Annotated in this window: 12 protein-coding genes; 6 read left to right on the top strand and 6 right to left on the bottom strand. The window is 42.5% G+C overall.

Going from position 1 to position 17,418, the window contains the following annotated elements; translation table 11 throughout:
* Positions 1-147: 147 nt before the first annotated feature.
* The 6 genes from NU887_RS15570 (at position 148) to dnaN (ending at position 10,793) form a co-directional block, all read left to right on the top strand.
* Positions 148-2,943 (top strand): carboxypeptidase-like regulatory domain-containing protein, encoded by a 2,796-nt coding sequence (locus NU887_RS15570; RefSeq protein ID WP_258424299.1) that lies wholly within the window; start codon positions 148-150, stop codon positions 2,941-2,943.
* 159 nt (positions 2,944-3,102) lie between these two features.
* Positions 3,103-5,760 carry a DUF5686 and carboxypeptidase regulatory-like domain-containing protein gene (locus NU887_RS15575; RefSeq protein ID WP_258424300.1) on the top strand — a complete coding sequence of 886 codons (2,658 nt, stop codon included), beginning with the start codon at positions 3,103-3,105 and terminating at the stop codon, positions 5,758-5,760.
* 453 nt (positions 5,761-6,213) lie between these two features.
* Positions 6,214-7,119, top strand: coding sequence for a gliding motility-associated ABC transporter ATP-binding subunit GldA (gene gldA, locus NU887_RS15580; protein ID WP_258424301.1), 906 nt, complete (start codon positions 6,214-6,216; stop codon positions 7,117-7,119).
* Between the two features lie 4 nt (positions 7,120-7,123).
* Positions 7,124-7,846, top strand: coding sequence for a gliding motility-associated ABC transporter permease subunit GldF (gene gldF / locus NU887_RS15585; protein ID WP_258424302.1), 723 nt, complete (start codon positions 7,124-7,126; stop codon positions 7,844-7,846).
* Positions 7,843-9,531, top strand: coding sequence for a gliding motility-associated ABC transporter substrate-binding protein GldG (gldG, locus tag NU887_RS15590; protein WP_258424303.1), 1,689 nt, complete (start codon positions 7,843-7,845; stop codon positions 9,529-9,531). The genes gldF and gldG overlap by 4 nt, the downstream gene beginning before the upstream one ends.
* Before the next feature lie 137 nt (positions 9,532-9,668).
* Complete coding sequence (gene dnaN / locus NU887_RS15595) at positions 9,669-10,793, top strand: DNA polymerase III subunit beta (protein ID WP_113925147.1); 1,125 nt, start codon at positions 9,669-9,671, stop codon at positions 10,791-10,793.
* A 49-nt stretch (positions 10,794-10,842) separates the two neighbouring features.
* On the opposite strand, the gene NU887_RS15600 is transcribed toward dnaN, so the two are convergent.
* The 6 genes from NU887_RS15600 to NU887_RS15625 form a co-directional block, all read right to left on the bottom strand.
* Positions 10,843-11,754, bottom strand: coding sequence for a diacylglycerol/lipid kinase family protein (locus NU887_RS15600; protein ID WP_258424304.1), 912 nt, complete (start codon positions 11,752-11,754; stop codon positions 10,843-10,845).
* 88 nt (positions 11,755-11,842) lie between these two features.
* Complete coding sequence (locus tag NU887_RS15605; RefSeq protein ID WP_338081014.1) at positions 11,843-13,726, bottom strand: alpha-amylase family glycosyl hydrolase; 1,884 nt, start codon at positions 13,724-13,726, stop codon at positions 11,843-11,845.
* Between the two features lie 74 nt (positions 13,727-13,800).
* On the bottom strand, positions 13,801-15,090 hold the full coding sequence (locus NU887_RS15610; RefSeq protein ID WP_258424305.1) for a M20/M25/M40 family metallo-hydrolase: 1,290 nt from the start codon (positions 15,088-15,090) through the stop codon (positions 13,801-13,803).
* Between the two features lie 173 nt (positions 15,091-15,263).
* Entirely contained in the window at positions 15,264-15,911 is a 648-nt protein-coding gene (locus NU887_RS15615; protein WP_258424306.1) for a hypothetical protein, read from the bottom strand.
* Between the two features lie 78 nt (positions 15,912-15,989).
* On the bottom strand, positions 15,990-16,772 hold the full coding sequence (locus tag NU887_RS15620; protein WP_258424307.1) for an SDR family NAD(P)-dependent oxidoreductase: 783 nt from the start codon (positions 16,770-16,772) through the stop codon (positions 15,990-15,992).
* Positions 16,756-17,418 carry an acetoacetate decarboxylase family protein gene (locus tag NU887_RS15625; protein ID WP_258424308.1) on the bottom strand — a complete coding sequence of 221 codons (663 nt, stop codon included), beginning with the start codon at positions 17,416-17,418 and terminating at the stop codon, positions 16,756-16,758. The genes NU887_RS15620 and NU887_RS15625 overlap by 17 nt, the downstream gene beginning before the upstream one ends.

Consider the following 17,418-nt stretch of genomic DNA (forward strand, 5'->3'; position numbering starts at 1 on the left):
ATGAAAATGACCCAAATACGCCGATTTCAATAAAAATATTGGTCTATTTTCTAAAGTTCCCTTCTAAATTAAATTATTCGGGTGGAGATATTATGGATTTTTTTATCTTTCAAACTCTTCCTTTGAGTCTCCAAAACTCCATCTTGAATGATTATGAAATTTGCTTTTCCAAATAAGCTAGCAAAATTGACCCTTCTTATCTTGGGTATGATAGTTTATGGTTTTTTGGAAGCGCAGGTAATATCAGGCAAGGTAGTGGATGAAAAGACCGGTGAAGCCCTTCCTTTTGCCAATGTTTTTATCAACAATACCACTTTGGGAAGCACCACTGATATCGACGGGAATTTTAAAATCAGTGGTTCCCTGCCCCAAAATCCCGAAGTTGTGGCTTCTTTCATAGGGTATTTTACAAAGTACAGGAAGGTTGCTTTTGGCGGGAGAAATCAGGTTACTGTCAATTTTGAACTGACTCCAAAAGAGGACCAACTTGACGAAGTCTCTCTTTCTGCCAAAAGGGACAAAGCTTGGGAAAGGAATCTGCGCAAATTTGAGCGGGTTTTTCTCGCTGTACCGGATGACCCTTTTTTCAAAAAGAATGAAATACTCAATCCTTGGGTCATCGACTTTGAGGAAGGAAAAGCAGAGGGATTGGGCAGATATCTTGCTGCAAGTTCTTCGGAACCCATCACAGTGGCAAACAGAGCACTTGGCTATGAGATTGACTATCACCTTCAGGAATACCTTCAGACAAAGAATGGCTTCCAATATTATGGTCTTGTCAATTTTGGGGAAATAGAAACTCCGCCAAATGCAGATGAACAGAATTGGAATGAAAGCCGGAATTCGGCTTTTTTTGGGTCAATGAGACACCTTTTGTATTCGTTGGTACGCAATGAAGCCGATAGTCAAGGTTTTGAAGCATTTATAGTGCAAAATATTGCATCGACACAGCGGACCAATGATTTTGATCAGGAGATAGGCAGTTCACTTTTGCCACTTCCTTTGGATTCCTTGGTAACTGCAATTTTGCCAAATGGAAATTTCATAATGGAATGGCCGGGAAATGTAGAAGTGCATTTTACCAAAAAATACTGGCCTAGCACTTATTACACAAATAGATCTCATCCCATCTCTTGGATCAATGCGCCTAACTGTAGATTTGAAGTGGATGCCAATGGTGTCTTGATGGATCCAAGGGAGTTGATTCTTTCTGGATATGTAGCAAGGGAGCGTGTTGCAAGGTCTTTGCCTCATGATTTCAGACCGGATCTGGAAGACTTGAAGTTGTTGGCTGAGGTGGACAGCAGTCAGATAGACCGAGATAAATGGAACAACCTCCGTGAAAAACCCTATCTGACATTTAACAAACCCTACTATTCACCGGGAGAAACAGTCTGGTTTTCTTCTAGAATGATTTATCAAAACTCAATTTTTCAAGATTCGCTTAGCAGGGTTTTGTATGTTGAGCTTCTTAATGACAATAAAGAGTCGGTATTGATAGAAAGTTTCCCGATTGCAATGGGATTAGCAAAAGGACAACTTCAGCTGCCTGCGGGAATCACACCAGGAAATTATACCATAAGGGCATATACCAATTGGATGAGAAATTTTCCAGAGACGGATTTCTTTTATAAACCGCTGCCTCTCATTAGTGAGGATAGGGAAGTATTGACATCAGAGGGAATTCTGACCTATGATCAAAGTCTTGAGGATATTTACCTGAAATTGGATACTGAAATTACAAGAGAAGAACTTTCCAACAAGGCTTCAATAGGTCTTTCCATCTTGGATTCCGACAGTACTTTATTAGAAGGCAATTTCAGTATTTCACTGATTGATGCGGATTTGGCCACTTTCATCGGAGAGCAACATACCATTGAAACAGCAATAGACTGGATAGGAACTGAACTCGCAGAGTATGATTTTCCGGAGGAAAAACACAATATAGAATTTGGGATTTCACTGGAAGGCTACTTTTCGGACAAAAAAAACAAACCGCTCGCAGTGCCACTGACTGTTGTTTTGGGAGAGATGGAAGATTTTGGGATTATAAAATCTGATTCAACCGGATATTTCTGGGCAACAGGACTTTCATTTACTGATTCGGCAGAAGTTGCTATTGCTGCTTTGAACATTAACCGAAAGTCATTTGGAGAGGTGTCGATCTCTGAAAAAATAAGGCCGTCGGTGAGTGCGGATTTGCCTAAGCTTCAATTGGAAACTCGGTCAAAATCCAAAATGGGGCAACTTGATATTTTGGATGGAGATTACTTTGAGTTGGAGGAATTTGTTTTGGAAGATCAGAAAAAGGAAACCTTGGAGGACAAAAACTATGGATATGGACCCGGAGACCGGAGTATAGGATCTGAGTTTTTGGACAGATTCCCTCAACTTACTTTGGATGGCATTGTATCCATGAACATGCCCGGTGGAGGAATGGGCAATTACAATTGGGGTCTCAATGCAGGAGAACCGCTTCTGATCATTGATGGCAACAGGTATTTTACCGATGCAGGTGAGACGACCAATGATGTTTTGAGGACTTTTATAGCAGCAGAAGTTGAATCTGTCGAGGTCTATACATTTAATGCGGCACAATTTGGAATGGCAGGATTTGCAGGAGTCATTATGGTCAAAACAAAAAAGGGAAGTCGGAATCAAGAAAATGCCGACAGGGTTTTCAACAGCGATGAATTTCAAATTTTTAAAATGAGAGGATATACTCCTGTCAAAGAATTCCCTGTTCAAAAAGTTGGTTCCGATATTCCCGAATCCCGGCCTACAATTTATTGGAATCCCGCAGCCCAAACAGATTCGGAGAATGAAACATTTAATTTTTCGGTCAATATCCCCAAGTCTACCAAAAATATGCTGCTGAAAATTGAAGGCATCAGCAGTGATGGCTTGCCATTTTACCGGGTGTTTGAAATTCCGGTCAATTGATTACTGATCCTACCTATTTGGTATTTATTTAACTTTTATCGGTTTCTCAATTATCCTTAAATACCTTTATCTATCGTTAATTTTTGTCAACAACCACAATAAAATTGGCTCGTTAGAACATTAAATATTATTTTTCCAACACCATTGACTACCACAACCATGAGCCTTACCAAACGATTTTTAAAACCAATCTTTTTGTGTTTTTTCCTCCTCGCTTTTATAATCGAGGGCAATGCCCAAGGGATCAGAGGGAAAGTCACTTCAAAATCCGGGGAAGTGCTTCCGTTTGCTTCCATCTACGTCCGGAACCTAGGAGACGGCGTTCCGACCAACCAAAATGGGGAATATGAATTCCGCCTCAAAAAAGGGGTTTATGATGTACTAGCCCAATACTTGGGCTTTGCCTCTGAAGTCAAAACAGTAGTCGTTTTGGAGGATTGGGTGGAATTGAATTTCGAATTGGATGAGCAGGTCTATGCTTTACAGGAAGTCACAGTCAAGACCAAGCAGGAAGATCCGGCTTTGACTATTATGCGGAAAGCTATCTCAAAAGCTAAATTTCACAGGCTTCAGGTTCAGGAATACAGTATGATGGTTTACCTCAAAGGTACAGGCCAATTGACAGATGTTCCATTTTTCATGAAAAAAGAAATGGAAAAAGAAGGCGTCAAACTTAATGAGGCCTACACCACAGAGTCCGTTTCGCAGATCACCTTCAAGCAACCCAATACAGTGGAGGAGAAAGTTATCAGCATCCGCACCAACGGAGAAAACAATTCCACTTCCCCCGCACCATACATTGCTACAAGCTTTTACAATGCCAAAATCAATGAGGCAGTAACTCCCCTTGCACCATCTGCCTTTGCCTACTACCAATTCAAATATGAAGGTTCTTTTGTAGAAAACGGCGTCATGATCAATAGGATCAAAGTGACGCCAAGGTCAAGAGGGGAGAGGGTTTTTGAAGGGTACATCTATATTATTGAAGACCTTTGGGCTATTCACTCCCTGGATCTGACGACATCTTTGCTTGGGTTTTCTATTGGAGTCAAGCAGATTTACCAGCCTGTTGCCGAGAATGTCTGGATGCCTTCGACCCATACCTATACTTTTGGAGGGAAGTTTTTTGGTTTTGCAGGGGAATACAAATACCTAGCTTCCACCCGCGACTACAAAGTGACACTCAACCCTGACATGATTGCCGAGACAGAAATCATTGACGAGAAAGTCACAGAAGTACCAAAGGATGTCACTGCTTTCAAAAAAAGCGTGTCAAGTTTGGAGCAAATGGCCCAAGCGGATAAAATGACACGAAAAGATTTCAGGAAGCTTGTCAATGAATATGAAAAAGAAGAATTAAAACAAAGCAAAGAAGCGGAGGTAGTTTCAAACAGGAATTATACCATCGATTCTTTGGCAAAAAAAAGAGATTTGAGCTATTGGGACAGTATCCGTCCGGTGAAGTTGACTGAAAAAGAAATCCGGGGCTACCAAAGGGATGATAGCTTGGCAGTGGTTGAAGCCGCCAAAGTCAGTGAGGTGGACAGCGTTGCCAAAAAGGCTAGACGAGGATTCAAGCCTGGAGAAATCCTGACGGGAGGATCCTATTCCTTCGGCAAAGGCAGGTCGGCAGGTTTTCACACCAACCTGACAAAAATCTCCTTCAACACGGTGGAAGGTTTCAAATTCGGACTTTCGGGCTTTTATAGGATTGAAAAAAGTACCAAAATGGCAGATTCAGTGACGATGCATCGCCGGACGTGGAATTTCAGACCTGAAGTACGATATGGTTTTTCCAGCGACCAACTCTATGGAACGCTTGATATCCGTAGGTCGGTCAACAAAGGCAGGCCGGGATATACGGTTGGGTTGACGGGAGGACAATATATCTTCCAGTTCAATGGTGATAACCCCATTTCCGAGCAAGTCAACATGGCTTATTCTCTGCTTTTCAGGCAAAATTACATGAAGCTTTACGAGCAATCATTTCTGAAAGGATATTATAGCCATAGGTTTACAGATGCCGTCACTTTCCGCACCAATGTAACTTATGCTTACCGAAGGGAATTGTTCAATAATTCTGATGTCAGCCTTTGGAAGCGGGCTGAACGGGAATATACGCCAAACCGTCCTGTCAATATCGAAGCAGATCCCATAGCATTTGAAAACCATCACGCCTTGATCTGGACCAATAACCTTGAATGGCGTCCTGGATTGAAATACTATGTCAGAAATGGCAGAAAAAACCCATTGTACGAATCTGCCCCTTTAGTCAATTTCCGGTATACCAAAGCAATTCCGGGAGTTTTCAACAATCCTATGGCTTCCAAATTTGATTTTGTGGAGGCAAGTATTGAGCATTTCTTCAATTTTGGGGTGAGCGGCAAATTGGATTTCAATGTCAATGCTGGGGCATTCTTAAACAATGACCGAGTGTATTTCATGGATTTCAAACATTTTGGCGGTAACAGAACCATCTTTGCCAATATGGGAGTGGCGGCCAATTACAGGTTTTTGGATTACTACCAATATAGCACCCAGACCCAGTATGTCAGCGGGATTGTACATTACCAGTTCAGGAAGTTTTTGCTGACCCAGTTACCGATGTTGCGGTTTTCAGGTGTGAGAGAAAATATATTTTTCAATTACCTCAAAACCCAGAATTCCCCCCATTATTGGGAAGTCGGTTACTCTTTAGATAATCTCTTCAGGATCTTCAGGGTAGAAATGGGTGCCGGCTTCGAAAACAGCAATTACCAAAGAGGAGGATTCCGGTTTGGCATTGCCAGCTTTATTAATGTGAATTTTGAGGATTAAATCTCCTAAGTAAGAGGTTATGTTTTCTAGAATTTGATATTGGGATATTAAGATATTAGGATATTGTTTTTGAATCCATCGCTTCATTGAAAAATAAATATTTTCAAATAGTGGAATCAATAATTCGGGGTTTCCCTCCTCCTGGAAGGAGTGGTCTGTAGTTCGTGGACTGTCGACCTTATTAACCTTTAACCAAATTACCAAATAACCCTTTCACCCAACCTTATAACTTTTCAACCTTCCAACTTTTTATCCCATTAACCCATTAACCAATCCCAAATTTTGATTTTACCGCAAAGCCTTCTATATTGGCAGCTGTAAGGTTTAATATCAATAAAGATGAATAACCTTTGGTTATTTCACTTTCATCGGGGCTTCTTAGAAGCCTTTTTTGGTTTATAGACTTTGATTAAGCCATGACAAGTCATTAATTTAGCCACCCAAATCCCACACATGTCATTAGAAGTAAACAGGCTGACAAAAACCTACGGTTCCCAAAAGGCGCTGGATGAGGTATCTTTTGTGGCAGAAAAGGGAGAGGTTCTGGGTTTTTTGGGTCCTAACGGCGCCGGCAAATCCACCACCATGAAAATTGCCACCGGATTTATTTTGCCCGATCAGGGCGATGTCCTTGTCAATGGACTCTCCGTCCTTCAGAATCCCAAAGAAGTCAGCCGCTTGGTCGGTTATCTGCCCGAACACAATCCACTTTACCATGACATGTACATTCGGGAGTTTTTGGATTTTATCGGGGGACTATACGGCCTAAAGGGAAATATCCTGAAAAACAGGATTGAAGAACTGATTCCGCTTTGCGGACTGGAAGTCGAAGCCCACAAGAAAATCTCCCAACTTTCCAAAGGATACAGACAGCGGGTTGGCTTGGCAAAAGCCCTGATCCATGATCCGGAAGTGATTATTCTCGATGAACCCACCACAGGCCTCGATCCCAACCAACTTGTTGAGATAAGGAAACTGATCAAAAATATCAGCGCAAACAAAACGTTGATCCTCAGTACCCACATCATGCAGGAAGTGGAAGCCATCTGTGACAAAGTGGTCATCATATCCAAAGGGAAAATCGTTGCTTCGGACCTTTTGAAAAACCTAAAATCCGAAGCAGGCAAATCAGTTTTGATATTGGAAACAGAGGAAACCCTTTTGTTGGAATGGTTTGCGCCCATAGGCGAAATCACTTTTATCAACTCCAATAAAGCCATTCAGCTTCAGGTGAAAGATGCCGCTGTTGCAAGAAAAGAATTACTTCAAATCCTTCAGGAAAGGAATCTGACACTCGTCAGCATTCAGCTAAAGGAAAAGAACCTCGAATCTATTTTTCACCAAATCACCCAAAGCTAAGCCGATGCGCGCACTGTATTGGAAGGAAGTCAACGGATTTTTCAGTAACCTGAGCGGTTACCTGATCCTTGGGGTCTTTTTGGTTTCGTTGGGTTTGATCGTTTGGGTATTTCCTGACACTTCCGTGTTGGAATATGGTTTTGCAGACTTGGAGCCCTTATTCGTGTACACTCCTTATGTTTTCACATTCCTTGTTCCGGCCATTACCATGAAGATGATTGCCGAGGAAAGGAAGTCCGGAACATGGGAAATCCTCATGACTTCCCCGCTTTCCATTCCCAAAATCATTGTTGCCAAATATGCTGCTGCCCTGACTTTGATCGTGGTGGCTTTGCTTCCCACCTTGGTTTACTACTACAGTGTCGTTCAGTTGGGTGATCCTGTGGGAAATATTGACCATGCAGGTTTCTTTGGTTCATGGATCGGATTGGTGTTTATAGGGGCGGTTTTTGCATCTATCGGGATATTGGGATCGGCCCTGACTTCCCATCAGATCGTGGCATTTATTCTGGGAGTTTTTATTTCATTCCTGCTTTATTTTGGGCTGACGGCCTTGGTTCAGCTTCAGGTGATGAGTCCGTTTGCTTTGTTTTTGGAAGAAATCAGCCTGAGTTATCATTACCAAAGTATGAGTCGGGGGGTGATTGACGCACAGAATATTGCTTATTTTCTTTCCGTGATTGTATTGATGTTGGGTTTGACGGGAATTTTAATCCGTAGAAAATGAAGAAATCCGCCAACATATCGCTTATCAAAAATCTTGGAATCATTGCCGGTATTCTGGTTTTGATTTGGGTTTTGGCGACATTGGTTCCTTATCGAATTGACTTGACTTCGGACAAAAGGTATTCCCTCCATCCTGCGACCGTCGAGGTTTTGGAATCTTTGGAAGAACCTTTGGAAGTGGAAATATTACTTACCGGTAATCTCCCCGGCGGCATGAGGAGGCTTCAGCGCTCAATCGAGGAGACGATCAGAACATTCAATGCTTACAGCAGCGAAAAAATTACTTTTTATTATCAGGATCCCTTGGCTTTGCCAAAAGAGGAACAAGAAGACTATATCGTAGGATTGTCAGAATACGGCATCAATCCTACCAACCTGTATGTCAATGAAGACGGGGGACAAAAATCCAAACTCATTTTTCCCGGGGTCATCATTCGCAATGCTGAATTTGAGACAGGTTCGCTGCTTCTCCGCGGAGAAATGGGAATGGGACCTGATCAGGTGCTCAACCAATCTGTGGAAAATCTTGAATTTGAATTGATCAACGGAATCCGAAAACTGATCAGCAAACAGGCTTTTGAAATCGGACTTGCCATGGGTCAGGGGGAGTTGGCAGCGGATGAAGGTTTTGGTATAGTGGAGGCGTTGGCAGATAATTATGAGGTGTACAAAGTACCCTTGGAGCAGGCAAAAAAACCTTCAGATCTTGACCCTTTCAAAATAATGATCGTTTCGGGGCCAAAGGAAAAATACACAGAAACGGAAATTTATCTCCTCGACCAATACCTCATGAATGGGGGAAACATCATTTTTCTGATTGATGCCTTGGCTTATGACATGGCGCAGGCTGGCGGAGAAGGTACGGTGGCCATGCCTTTTGAAAATGGTCTGGACCAGTTGCTCTTCAGGTATGGCGTCAGGGTCAACAAAGATTTGATTCAGGACATGAATTTTGGTCGCTATCCTGTCATGGCAGGTAATTTTGGAGATCAGCAACAGTTGGTGCCATTGGCTTGGCCGTTTTTTGTTTTGGCAGGGAAGATGGCTCCACACCCCATCACCAAAGGATTGGATCAGGTGATGTTTAAGTTTTCAAGTTCTTTGGATACGGTAAAGGCAGATGGCGTTAAAAAAACCCCTTTGATTTTCAGTTCGGATTTTTCCAAAAAATCCCCTGCACCGGTAAGATTGGCTTTTGTAGATATGGAAAATGAGCCTGACCTCAATGAATTTGGATTGAAGAATCTTCCTTTGCTATACTTACTGGAAGGAAATTTTACTTCATTTTTCAAAAATAGGTTTCTACCTGATGCTGCCGACAAAACGGGTTTCAAGGAATCTGGATCTCAAGGGAAAGTCATTGTTGCCGGAACGGGCAGTCTTTTCCAAAGCGATCTCACTCCCACAGATGGAAATCCTCTGCCTTTGGGACAAGATCCATTTAGCAATGTGCAGTATGCCAACCGTCAGCTTCTATTGAATGCGATCAGTTATCTTGTAGAACCTGAGGGTATTATTGCCACCAGGACCAAACAGTTTCAGATCCGCCCTCTCAACAAAATCAAGGTGCAAAACGAGAAATCAAAATGGCAGGTAATCAACATTCTTGTACCTGTGGTTTTATTCTCGATCTTGGGGATGGTTTGGATCAGCGTCAAAAAGCGGACATTTTCCAAAAGAAGTTGAAATTCAAAAAACATTTGGTAAAATATCCTTCAAGCCTCTGATTTTTTTACTCTAAAGTGTAAGTCAAGGGCAGCTTTTATAATTTTATTTATAAATTTACCATGTTCAATAAAAAACGAAAATAAAGACCCTCCCATATGAAATTTATTGTTTCTTCTAATGCACTCTTAAAACAGCTTTCAGCAATCAACGGCGTAGTAACTACCAATCCGGTAGTTCCGATTTTGGAAAATTTCCTTTTTGAAATCAAAGCAGGGAAATTGACCATCACAGCGTCTGATTTGCAGACTTCCATGATTACAGAGATAGATGTCGAGGCAAGGGAGGACGGAAACATTGCTGTTCCTGCAAAGATTTTGATCGAAACACTTAAAAACCTTCCTGAACAGCCTGTCACTTTCAGCATTGACCAAGATACTTACAGCATCGAAATCAGTTCTGACAATGGACGCTACAAGCTGGCAGGGGAAAATGCAACGGATTTCCCAAAAATCCCAACGGTGACTAACCCAACCTCAGTGGACATGTCTACTGAAATATTGAGCTCTGCGATCTCCAATACGATTTTCGCAACCAGCAACGATGAGTTGAGACCTGCCATGACCGGGGTTTATATCAATCTCAGCAGCACAAACACTACTTTTGTTGCTACTGACGGACACCGATTGGTAAGATACCGAAGGGTAGATGTGGCAGCAGCTGATGGTGCAAGTATCATTATCCCGAGAAAAGCACTCAACCTTTTGAAATCAACGCTACCTTCCGAAAATGTTCCGGTAGCAGTTGAGTTCAACAATTCCAACGCTTACTTCAAGTTCAACAGCATCAAAATGATCTGTAGGTTGATTGACGAGAGATTCCCGGATTATGAAAATGTCATCCCTGTGGACAATCCAAACCACATGACTATCGACAGATTGGAGTTTTTGGGTTCATTGAGAAGGATCGCCATCTATGCCAATAAGACTACCCATCAGGTAAGGTTAAAATTGACAGGAAGTGAATTGCAGATCTCTGCTGAAGACCTTGATTTCTCCAACGAAGCAAATGAAAGATTGTCATGTGACCATGACGGTGAAGATATTGAGATCGGATTCAATGCAAAATTCTTGGTGGAAATGCTGAACAATCTTTCTTCCAAAGAAGTGACCTTGAAGTTTTCAGCACCAAACAGGGCCGGATTGATCGTGCCATCTGACAAGTCAGACAACGAAGATATCCTGATGCTGGTGATGCCGGTGATGTTAAACAACTACGTATAAAATTAGATTTTCAAAAAAATAGAGGAACCGAGAAATCGGTTCCTTTTTTTTATGCCAAAATGGTTAAAGCGGAGGGCATAATTCGGCATGTCAATGGTGTAAAGCCAACAAACTCCCCATCCATATCTATAGGTATTGGATGTTCACCGGTGATTTTGCATTGCGTCCCTTGACCATAGGATACTTGGGGATGTTGGATTTTCCTCCCTTTTTTTAGTTGTGGAAGTTTTTTCAAGTAATCCCAAACTGAGATTTTGAGGAGAAAAACCCAATCTAATAATCCATCATCAACTTTGGCTTCCGGCGCAATTCCTAAACCACTAGCAAAGTATTTTCCATTTGCCATGCAGATACTCATTGCCGGGCTTTCAAATTCAAAATTTTCAGAAGAGAATTTGACCTTGACTGGTTTGTAAAACAAAAAGGAGCGTAAAATGACAAAGAAATAAGTCATACTGGAGCCCCAAATGGACTTTCCTGTTCGAAGCATCTGCGTGGCAAATCCACCTAACCCTACATCGGCAATATTAACAAAATACCTTTTAGATGGCGTTTCCTCTTTTCCGGTAAACTCCAACTCTGCAACATCAATCAGTCTTGATTTGGCGAAAAGAATATTTTTTCGGAGGGCGGCCAAGTCTTTGGTTATTCCTAAACTTCTACAGAAGTCATTTCCTTTTCCAAATGGAAGAATACCCATTTTTAGCTCTGAAGCTTTTGGATTGGTTAAAATGGCATTTGCTACTTCATTGACAGTGCCGTCACCTCCCACAGCAATTAAGATAGTTGCGCCTTTCCCAAGAGCTTCCGAAGAGCATTTTAACCCACACATATCCGGTTTCGTTGTGAAGAATGTCAAGGTTCCAATAGATTGAAAATGCTCTGAGAGCTTCGCCAATAATCGGGATTTGGCTTTAATTTTTCCGTGAACGATGAAGGCAATGTGTAGGGTATCTGCCATTTTCCGTATATCTAGATCAATTTATCAGAATATAGGTGGGTTTATTGGGAAACGGAAAGCACTATTACCAGGCTTGGTTATCGGAAATCTATTGGATTTCTAATACCCAACTCTCCAAAGGCTTCAATTCTACCTTTACTTTTCCCTTTCCTTCCCGGATTTTCAAAATAGGATTGACAGCGCTATATAGTTTTTCAGACAGCGGGTATTCGCCTTCACTCAAACCCAAGGTTTTGATGATTTCGGATGGAAGCTCAAGGTCAAATCCGTAGGATTCGGATGCATCAAAATTGGTAATGATGACCAGTTTTTGGTTTTCATTCCATCTGACAAATGAAAAAACCCGGTCATTATACCATTCGGTATTTTGTCGGTTATGGGTATGGATGTCTGCAAATTTCCCAGCCAGGGCAGGACTAGTTTGGGTAAAGTTGAGCAGACGGCTATAAAAATCCCGCAATGATTTTTCAGCTTCAGATGATTGTCCACCGTCAAATTTTCCTCCGTTCATCCATCTTTGGTGATGGGGAACACCGATATAATCAAAGATGGATGTTCTCGTCGGAGATCCAAATCCGGCTTTTTCAGCGCCGGGTTCGCCGACTTCCTGTCCGAAATATATCATCGTTGGCGATGAACCGATCATAGCCGACACGACCATGGCAGGTTTTCCCTTTTCTGCATTGCCTGCAAATCCCAGACTTGCGATGCGTTGCTCGTCATGATTTTCAAGAAAGTGTAGCATGTGCTTGTCAATATCTGCCAATCCCTTTTGGATCGGGAGGATGTTGTCCGTGGAGCCCTTTCCCTGCATGATGTTTTTGAGCGTGTCGTAAAGTTCTACTTTGTCGTAGAGGTAATCCATTTTCCCCAAATGGATATAATTCCGGTACTCCTTGGGATTGTATATTTCTGCCAAAAGGAAAGCATCGGGATTGTTCATCTTGATGGCAGAGTTCATATAGCTCCAAAATTCCACAGGAACCATTTCTGCCATGTCATAGCGGAAGCCATCCACGCCTTTTTCGATCCAGTACAAGGCTATGTCCTTAAACTTGACCCAAGAATCAGGCACTTCCTTGCCTTGCCAAAATTCAAAATGTGCTTTGTAATCTTTCTGAGAAAAATCAGCCGGCAATTCCATGAAATCCTTGCTGCCATCCGGTTTGATACCGTAATTGACCTTGACAGTTTCATACCAATCGTGAAAATGTGGCTGAGCTTCACGTGAACCGTTTCCTGTCCATTTAGCAGGTGATTCATCAAACTTTCCGTCAGCCAATGGATGTGCTTCGCCTCCCAAAGGCTTGTAATTGTCCAATGGTGCCGGAACTTTAAAATCCTTGCCCGGGATATAATAGAAGTTGTTGTTTGTTTTGTATTCAACCGAAGTGTCGTCACCTGCGCCAAAATCCTTTACTCCTTCGGGATTGCTTTTTCCCTCATATCTCCTGGCAACATGGTTGGGCACGATGTCTATAATGACTTTCATGCCTTGGTGATGCGTTCTTGCGATCAAGGCTTCAAATTCCTCCAATCGTGTTTCCGGATTCTCTGCCAGGTCAGGATTTACATTATAGTAGTCCTTGACGGCATAAGGCGAGCCTGCCCTCCCTTTGACTACTTCGGGATCGTCATTGGAGATACCATATTGTGTATAATCATTGATCAAAGCGTGATGCGGCACTCCTGTGTACCAAATGTGGGTGACTCCCAAAGACTTTATTTCTGATAGCGCTTTGTCCGTGAAGTCATTGAATTTTCCAACGCCATTTTCTTCCAAAGTTCCCCAAGGTTTGTTGGTGGTATTGGTGTTGCCAAAAAGCCTGGTGAAAACCTGATAAACGATCACTTTATTTGGAGTTTCCATTTTGGTATTGGCTTCAGGGGTTTGGGTCTGGGGCGAGTTGCAACCGATCAGGATTGACAGCAAAGTTGCAAAAAAGATGATTTGGGTCAGAAGTTTGTTCATGGGGTTAAATATAAAAAGTTGTTTCCCACGAAGACACAAAAACACAAAGTAAAATCCGGTTGTGCCAATACAAATCACAAATTCAACAACCGATAAACAAACAATGTACTCCTCTTAATCAAATCCGGATATTGCTTCATGTTGATGGTTTCGGCAGGGGAGTGGGCACCTGTGCCGGATGCGCCAAGTCCATCGATACAATCCAGGTAATCCGCGACATAGGAAATGTCACCTGCGCCACGCGAACCCGGATCTCCGGCTTTGACTTGACCATATCCCAAATCCACACTGACTTGACTGAGGATGGTGACCAACCCCATGTTGCCTTCTGTCGGCGGCATGGAGGGAATCCCGTCTTCAAACTCTATACTGGCAGTGGTTCCATTCAGGTTTTGGGATACGATCTGTTTCATCTTTTCACGTGCCGCTTCTTTTTGTGGTTCGCCGAGGAACCTCAGGTCACCGGTAACAAAAGCCTCTCTTGCCACAATGTTTGTTTTGCCAAGAGCAGAACCGGCGCCCGTATCTCCGTCATAGTTGATATCCGAGCCGCCGATGATTTGGCCGGGATTGAATGTCAGGTATTGCTCGCCTGCCAATTCTTCTCTGAATTGGTTGAGGACCCGCGCGGCCTCATAGATAGCGCCGTACCCCACCGATTCCCTGAATACACCCGAGGAATGAACCTGTTTTCCCGTAGTTTTCAACGTCCATCCACTTGCACCTCTTCTTGCAATGGTAGCCGTATTGAATCCTTGAGCTGTCTCGTACCCCAAGGCATAGTCATGTTGCTTGGCCCTTTCGACAAAGTCCAATCTACTTACCCATGATGGACTGCCTGCATTTTCCTCATCTCCTGGAAAATATACCGTTATTGTCCGGTCTTTTAACAATCCCAATTCCTCCATTGCTTTTAAAGTCGCAAAGACCATCACATTTCCGCCTTTCATATCATTGACGCCCTGCCCTTTGGCCGTGGAGTCATTGACCATGGTAAAGGGATAGAAGGGCATGTCTTTTTCAAAAACAGTATCTAGGTGACCTATGAAGAACAGCTTTTTTCCTTTGGTTCCTTTTCTTGTAGCTACAAAATGTCCGGCTCTTTTGAGCGAATCCGGTAGAGTAATCCATTGGGTCTCAAATCCGATTTTTGCAAATTCCCTCTCGAAGACCCTGCCTACGTCCCGAACTCCTTGCATATTGAAAGTCCCTGAATTGATATTCACTACCTCCTCCAACAGCGCCAATGTTTCTTTGTAGTTTTTGTCAATTGTTTCTATCAGTTGCTTTTCCGTTTTGGTAAGGTTTTGCGAAAAGGCATTGATGGTGACAAGGAAGATTGATAAGAATAAAAGTTTTTTCATGTTTGGCTAAATTGAAAATTTAATCTATTGATCTCCTAGTTATGGAAATAAAAATTTTTGGAGCTCAAAGTCAAGTGCTGAATTCTGCGATCCTGGAACTTCGGTCTTCCGACTTCCGTCCCGGTGAGCAAAGGGATTTAGGATTCAGAAATCTTTTAGAATAATAATGGAGATCACTCCACCACGATATCTGAAAACCAGATAAACTTTACCCCGGCATCATTTTTATGTTCGGTAGCAAACTTGACCCCCTTGAATTCCTGCTCATTTTCCCAGGTTATCGGTCGTCCTTCCAAGCCATTCCCTCTTCTGAAAACCCATTCTTTGATCAGGTGGTTTTCATCCAAAAACAAGTCATAGGCATCTCCCGGAGTATAGCCATCGACATCATTGTATACGATGGTCAACTGTGTCGTAGGCAATCCGGAAATAGGTGCTTTGGTGTTTTCTATTACAGTGAAGGTATACCCTTTGTCCCAAACCAACTGAAAAGGGAACATCAGCCAATATTTGTCATTAATAAAGCCGCCATCAGCTTCCGGCATTTGCTCTTTTGGAAGGTCAAGGCTGTAGGTATAACTCGTGTCGGCGTCAGCAAATTCCACAGTCCTTTCTTTGATATTCCACTTCCAATTCCTTGTCCGTAGGGTTTCGGGATTTGGCTGCACATTCCATTGGTAAGCTATCGAGTTAATTTTGTCAAAATTGTCGAAGCCATATGCTTTCGCGACTTTTATTGGAAGCGTATCTTCTTCTTTTTTGGCACAGGAAAACATCACAGTTATGACAAGAAGGAGGAGGGGCAGGGTTCTGGATTTCATAAGTGTTGGATTTGGTCTTACAGATTCATTTCCAATTTATTGTTTTCTTTTGAAAAAACAGATGCCATTCATGTATGATTACCTATCCTTCTTTCTCTCCATCCAATTCTTCAGTTTTTTTCTTTCTAATAAAAAATAGAGTGGTTTGAAGACAGGCAGAATTCTGTTGATCAGCATGGTTGCCTTAAAAAGCCTGGAGGGATAGATTTTCTTTTTTCTCTTGGAAACACCTTGGAGGATATGACGCACTACAGTTTGGACGGATTGTACAGGAAAGGCCTTTGGGATTTCTTTGCCTGCACTTTTGAAAAAATCTGTTTCCGTGGCTATAGGGTATACCAAAGTAATCCAGTTCCCATCCCCTTCGCTTTTTACTGTTTCAACAAAATGATGGATCGCCGCTTTGGTTGCGGCATAGGCCGCATAACCGGGAACAGGCCAATAGGACATTGCTGAGGCAGTAACCACAAGCCTACAGGGATGATGCACCTGCATTGGTTTCAGAATTTTGGCTGTTTCAATAGGGGAAAGGACGTTGATTTGCAGCATTTTGGCGAAAGTCTGCTGGTCGGTTTCCTCCCAAGTCCCAAACTTTGCAAAGCCTGCATTGGCAAAAAAGTAGTCAACGGTTTTCCAGTTGAGTTCTATCCAATCAAAAATTACCGAGACACTATCCCGTTTGGTTAGGTCTAAAGTCAGGGTCTGGATTTGGGAAGATGATTTGGGGAGGATTTCCAAACCTTCTTGATTGATGTCAATGGCCAGGATTTTATTTCCGCTTCCTGCAAGTTGTAGAACCAGCTCTTTTCCTATCCCGGAGGCAGCCCCGGTGATTACGATATGCTTATTGCTGATCGGCATTTTGTTCGGGCAAAGGAAACTCCATGTAGAACGGATTGATCTTCACACAAAGCAGCGGTTTGAGTTTGCTGATGTCAGGAAAATAAGCGGAATTCACTTTCATAGATTCTATTTTGGCAAACTTTCCCCACCCATAACCTTTTGGGTCGGTCAAAAATGTTTTCCCTTCCAATTCCTGAAAAAGTCTGATGGGAAGGAGTTTTGTGCTAGCAGGAAAGGGTATTCCACCCGAACTGATCTTGCAAAAAAGAATCGGGTCTTCCTCAGACCCAATTCCTATTGTTTCTGTTTTTCCGTTTTTTTGCCAGATGATGGGGACGGTTTCTTTTGGTATTCCCCATTTGTACCTGCCGTTTTCAGTACTTGATTTGGAATCCACATAGATTTTGGTGATGGTCTGTCTATTGTCAGGACTGAATTTTCCGGGAATAAAAAGCAATTCATTATAAGGGCCTGCTGGGGACTCAGTATACCTGACAAGCATGACATATCCGAGCCCCCCTTTGAATTTCCCTTTCAGTTTGTCCGTCAAAAACCCGTTTTGTTCTACCCACTCTTTCTTGAATTTGTAGGAAAGGATGATACCTTCTCCTTTTAGTTTCCAGGGACCGGCAAAGTAATATTCGGGTTTTTGGGGTCCGTTCAT

This window comes from Aquiflexum gelatinilyticum, assembly GCF_024741135.1.
Classification (GTDB): Bacteria; Bacteroidota; Bacteroidia; order Cytophagales; family Cyclobacteriaceae; genus Cognataquiflexum; species Cognataquiflexum gelatinilyticum.

Coding starts and splice junctions, on each gene's coding strand:
- NU887_RS15570 (WP_258424299.1), top strand. CDS start 148: ATGATTATGAAATTTGCTTTTCCAAATAAGCTAGCAAAATTGACCCTT.
- NU887_RS15575 (WP_258424300.1), top strand. CDS start 3,103: ATGAGCCTTACCAAACGATTTTTAAAACCAATCTTTTTGTGTTTTTTC.
- gldA (WP_258424301.1), top strand. CDS start 6,214: ATGTCATTAGAAGTAAACAGGCTGACAAAAACCTACGGTTCCCAAAAG.
- gldF (WP_258424302.1), top strand. CDS start 7,124: ATGCGCGCACTGTATTGGAAGGAAGTCAACGGATTTTTCAGTAACCTG.
- gldG (WP_258424303.1), top strand. CDS start 7,843: ATGAAGAAATCCGCCAACATATCGCTTATCAAAAATCTTGGAATCATT.
- dnaN (WP_113925147.1), top strand. CDS start 9,669: ATGAAATTTATTGTTTCTTCTAATGCACTCTTAAAACAGCTTTCAGCA.
- NU887_RS15600 (WP_258424304.1), bottom strand. CDS start 11,754: ATGGCAGATACCCTACACATTGCCTTCATCGTTCACGGAAAAATTAAA.
- NU887_RS15605 (WP_338081014.1), bottom strand. CDS start 13,726: ATGAACAAACTTCTGACCCAAATCATCTTTTTTGCAACTTTGCTGTCA.
- NU887_RS15610 (WP_258424305.1), bottom strand. CDS start 15,090: ATGAAAAAACTTTTATTCTTATCAATCTTCCTTGTCACCATCAATGCC.
- NU887_RS15615 (WP_258424306.1), bottom strand. CDS start 15,911: ATGAAATCCAGAACCCTGCCCCTCCTCCTTCTTGTCATAACTGTGATG.
- NU887_RS15620 (WP_258424307.1), bottom strand. CDS start 16,772: ATGCCGATCAGCAATAAGCATATCGTAATCACCGGGGCTGCCTCCGGG.
- NU887_RS15625 (WP_258424308.1), bottom strand. CDS start 17,418: ATGAACGGACCCCAAAAACCCGAATATTACTTTGCCGGTCCCTGGAAA.